The organism is Flavobacterium sp. UBA4854 (genome assembly GCF_002399805.1).
GTDB lineage: Bacteria > Bacteroidota > Bacteroidia > Flavobacteriales > Flavobacteriaceae > Flavobacterium > Flavobacterium ginsengisoli.
The window spans coordinates 1-4,628 of sequence record NZ_DHEI01000139.1; the positions used below are offsets into that span (position 1 = coordinate 1).

4 protein-coding genes and 1 pseudogene are annotated in these 4,628 nt (G+C 34.8%); all 5 read right to left on the reverse strand.

Features of this window, described 5'->3' with window-relative positions; translation table 11 throughout:
- On the reverse strand, positions 1–1,097 hold a 1,097-nt coding region (locus B3J44_RS20260; RefSeq protein WP_286971106.1), incomplete at its 3' end, for a nitrite/sulfite reductase.
- A gap of 84 nt (positions 1,098–1,181) precedes the next feature.
- Entirely contained in the window at positions 1,182–2,426 is a 1,245-nt protein-coding gene (locus B3J44_RS20265) for a sulfate adenylyltransferase subunit 1 (protein ID WP_286971107.1), read from the reverse strand.
- A 142-nt stretch (positions 2,427–2,568) separates the two neighbouring features.
- Positions 2,569–3,468: a sulfate adenylyltransferase subunit CysD gene (gene cysD / locus B3J44_RS20270; RefSeq protein WP_012023580.1), complete on the reverse strand. Its 900-nt coding sequence runs from the start codon at positions 3,466–3,468 to the stop codon at positions 2,569–2,571.
- 233 nt (positions 3,469–3,701) lie between these two features.
- Entirely contained in the window at positions 3,702–4,412 is a 711-nt protein-coding gene (locus B3J44_RS20275) for a phosphoadenylyl-sulfate reductase (protein ID WP_286971108.1), read from the reverse strand.
- 27 nt (positions 4,413–4,439) lie between these two features.
- Positions 4,440–4,628: pseudogene (locus B3J44_RS20280) on the reverse strand (sulfite exporter TauE/SafE family protein); the annotation flags it as partial.

The window sequence follows — 4,628 nt, forward strand, 5'->3', positions numbered from 1 at the left end:
ATATTTTGACGCAATGAAAAACGCAATTCATTTGCTCCGTAATTCTTAATTAAATTGGCTAATAATCTAGCTTTATCAGTATAAAAATCTCCTAATAAAACTTTGATTCCGATAGCATAATAACCGTCTTGTTTCTGCTTGATTACATTCGAATTTTTCCAAGCTTCATATGCTTTAGTATCTTCGATTGTAACTTGCGGAACTTCTAATAATGGTTCTGGAATTGGGCTATCAAAAGCGGTTGTATCAATTTCGTATGTTTTAAAAGCGATGGCTTTTTTCTCTTGTTCAACCAAATCAAGGAAAACATCTCTTCCCATTTCTTTGATTAAGAATTTCATACGCGCTTTCATTCTTTTGGCACGTTCACCGTATCTATCAAAAATACGAATGATTCCTTCTGCTGTTGGAATGATTTCGTTTACCGGAACAAACTCCGAAAGTAATTCCGCATGAGCTGGCTGAGATCCTAAACCTCCACCAAACATGATTTTGAAACCTTTTTGTCCGTCTTTAATTTTCGGAATAAATCCTAAATCGTGTAAATAACTCAAAGCCGTATCTTCGTCTGAAGAAGAGAACGAAATTTTGAATTTACGTCCCATTTCCTGGCAAATTGGGTTTCTTAACAAATATTGAAAAAGTCCGTGTGCATAAGGCGAAACATCAAATGGTTCGTTTACATCTACACCAGCCAATTCACTTCCTGTAATATTTCTAACTGTGTTTCCACAAGCCTCACGAAGTGTGATATCGTCTTTAGCCAAATCTGCCCAAAGTTCTGGTGTTCGGTCTAAACTCACGTAGTGAATCTGGATATCCTGACGTGTTGTAATGTGCAAACGTCCTGTAGAATATTCATCAGAAACTTGTGTGATACGCACTAATTGCTCACTGGTTACTTTACCATAAGGCAATTTGATACGAATCATCTGAACGCCTTCCTGACGCTGACCGTAGATTCCACGCGCTAAACGAAGACTACGAAAACGCTCATCATCAATTTTTCCTCCACGGAATAAATGAATCTTTTTTTCTAATTCGATAATCTCCTTCTGAACTACCGGATTTTCTATTTCTGTTCTAAAACTTTCCATTTCTCTTTTGAGTTTTTGGTTGTCGGTTGCTGGTTGTTGGTTGTTGGCTTGAAAAACCATCAACTATCAACTAAAAACCATCAACTATCTAATGAATCCTACTCCTGCTGTTGTGTTTGTTGCTGTATCAATTAAGATGAAAGCTCCGTTTGATTTGTTTTCGTTGTATGAATCAAAGTATAACGGTTTGCTTAATTTGATCGTTACTTCTCCAATTTCGTTGATGGCTAATTGTGAAGCTTCTGTCGTTCCTGAGTAATCTGTTGCAATAGTATTTTTAATGCTTTCTACTTTTGCTAAAACTCTGTTTGTATTGTGTTGTACCAAATATTTAGTTCCAGGAACTAATTTTTTGCTATCCATCCAGCAAACTGTAGTGGTAATATCTTTTTCAATTTTTGGAAGCTCGCTTGATTTTACAATCATATCACCTCTTGTTACATTGATATCATTTTCTAATTCGATTGTGATTGAAGAACCTGCAACGGCTTCATCAAATGTTTTATCGAAAAAGTGAATTTTAGATACTTTAGATTCGGTTAAAGAAGGAAGAACTGTTACAGCATCTCCAACTTTTATTGAGTTTCCGTATAATTTTCCGGCGTAACCTCTGAAATCGTGGTATTCTTCAGTTTTTGGACGAATAACAGTCTGAACTGGGAAACGTGCTTTTCCTGCTTCAAAAACATCAGAAGAGTGTAAACCTTCTAAATGTTCTAAAACTGTTTGTCCATCATACCAAGACATATTTTCTGATTTATCAACCACGTTTCCACCGTTGATTGCACTTAACGGAATGTAACTTACGTTTTGCTCTTTAAAAGTACTTTTTGCATTTAATGCCTGAAAATCAGCTTTAATTTTATTGAAAACTTCTTCTGAGTAATCTACTAAGTCCATTTTGTTGATGGCAACGATTACTTCTTTTACTCTCAATAAATTATTGATAAAAAAGTGACGGTATGTTTGCTCAATTACACCTTTTCTAGCATCAATTAAAATGATCGAAACCTGAGAAGTCGAAGCTCCTGTAACCATGTTTCTTGTATATTCTACGTGCCCTGGAGTATCGGCAATAATGTAACTTTTCTTTGCAGTCGAAAAATAAATATGCGCAACATCAATCGTGATTCCTTGTTCTCTTTCTGCTACTAATCCGTCTGTTGCCAAAGAAAAATCAAGGTAATCATATCCTTTTTGTTTACTGCTTTTTTCGATTGCTTCTATTTTGTCAGTTGTCAACGATTTTGTATCGTACAATAATCTCCCGATCAAAGTACTTTTTCCGTCATCTACACTTCCTGCTGTTGCTATTTTTAAAACGTCCATTCTAATATTTTTGTTTCAGGTTTAAAGTTTCAAGTTTTCTGCTGAAACTTATAATCCGTATGTTTTTGTTTTCTTGATTTTTACTTTTAAAATTCCTAGTTCTGAATTGCATTCATAATTCAAAACTCATAACTCATAATTATTAAAAGTATCCCTGTTGTTTTCTCTTTTCCATTGCAGCTTCAGAACGTTTGTCATCGATTCTGGCTCCTCTTTCAGAAATGGTTGATGATCTGATTTCTCCAACTACTTCTTCGATTGTTGCTGCGTAAGATTCAACTGCAGCGGTACAACTCATATCTCCAACGGTTCTGAAGCGAACAATTCTTTCTTCGATTTGTTCGTCTTCTTCTTGGTACACAAAAGGAGAATGCGACCAGATTAAACCGTCTCTCAAAAAAACTTTTCTTTTATGTGAGAAATAGATTGACGGAATCTCGATATTTTCTTTCTCGATATAACTCCAAACATCTAGTTCTGTCCAGTTTGAAATTGGGAAAACACGAACGTTTTGTCCATTTTCGATTTTTCCATTTAAAATATCAAACAACTCAGGTCTCTGATTTTTTTCGTCCCATTGTCCGAAATCATCACGAACTGAGAAAATACGTTCTTTAGCTCTTGCTTTTTCTTCATCACGACGCGCACCACCAATACAAGCATCAAACTTAAATTCTTCAATTGCATCTAAAAGTGTTGTTGTTTGTAAACTATTTCTACTAGAATATTTACCAGTTTCTTCAACTACTTTTCCTTCATCAATAGCGTCCTGAACATTACGAACGATCAACTCTAAACCTAATTCTTCTACCAATTTATCTCTGAAAGCAATTGTTTCAGGGAAATTATGTCCCGTATCAACGTGCAATAGAGGAAACGGAATCTTAGCAGGGAAAAATGCTTTTTGCGCCAAACGCACTAATGTGATAGAATCTTTTCCTCCTGAGAAAAGTAAAACCGGTTTGTCAAACTGTGAAATTACTTCTCTGAAAATGTATATCGCTTCACTCTCTAAAGCGTTTGTTTTTAATACTGAACTCATTGTTTTTTTGTTTGATATTTTGTTGTGAAAATTTTGTTTCAGGTTTAAAGTTTCAAGTTTTCGCCTAATCTAAAATCTCCACTCTTTATTATATTCTCTTTATTCTCTCTTCAATGGATAAAATCTATTATTTTTTATCACCTCACCACCCGGATTAAAATCCGGCGCTACAATATGGATCGTTCCTTCGGAACTTTAAATCTATTTTCTTTGCTCTTGCTTCTTTCTTCTACTTACTCTTTTTTCGCACTGTGAAGCCCGCACTCTTTATGGCTTGATTCCCACCACCATCTTCCGGCTCTGATATCTTCACCTGGGAAAATTGCTCTTGTACAAGGCGCACATCCAATACTTACGAAACCTTGTTTGTGTAAAGCGTTCTGCGGAACATTATTTTCTGACAAATACGTTTCAACTTCTTCTAAAGTCCATTTTAACAACGGATTGAATTTTATGATTTCGAAACCTCCATCGTATTCAAACAAACTTAAATCTTGTCTGTTTTCTGATTGTTCTGCTCTTAAACCCGTAATCCAAACTGAATTTCCTGCTAAAGCTTTTCTCAACGGAACTACTTTTCGAATAAAACAGCATTCTTTTCTGTTTTCAACTGAATCGTAAAAGCTGTTTGGACCTTTTGTTTTCAGAAGATTTTCTACTGAAGCCGCTTCTGGAAAAAACACTTCGATTGGTCTTTTGTATTTTTTTAATGTTTTATGAAAAACATCGTAAGTTTCCTGAAATAATCTTCCTGTATCTAAAGTAAAAACCGTGATATCTGTGTTACTTTTTGCAATAAAATCAGTAATTACCTGATCTTCCTGACCGAAAGATGTCGAAAAAATTACTTTCCCGGGAAATTCTTTTGCTAAAAAAACTAAGGTTTCGTCAAGCGAAAGGTCTTTAGTTTTCTCTAATAATTCTTGTACAATAATCGCACTCATAATTCTTTTCCTTTCTAAAACTATCTTTTACAATAATTTAGATAATGTTTTTAAACTCAATAATATAATCAGAATTCCAACTGCAACCATCATTGGTTTTCTTTTGATTTTATTTACCAAATAAGCTGCTATTGGTGCTGAAATAACTCCTCCTAAAATCAATCCGATAATGATCTGCCAGCCGTGAATTCCGCCAAAAAGCATGAAAGTAATTCC

What these genes read in the sequence shown, in the direction of transcription:
- B3J44_RS20265 (WP_286971107.1), bottom strand. Translation starts at nt 2,426, where the DNA reads ATGGACGTTTTAAAAATAGCAACAGCAGGAAGTGTAGATGACGGAAAA.
- cysD (WP_012023580.1), bottom strand. Translation starts at nt 3,468, where the DNA reads ATGAGTTCAGTATTAAAAACAAACGCTTTAGAGAGTGAAGCGATATAC.
- B3J44_RS20275 (WP_286971108.1), bottom strand. Translation starts at nt 4,412, where the DNA reads ATGAGTGCGATTATTGTACAAGAATTATTAGAGAAAACTAAAGACCTT.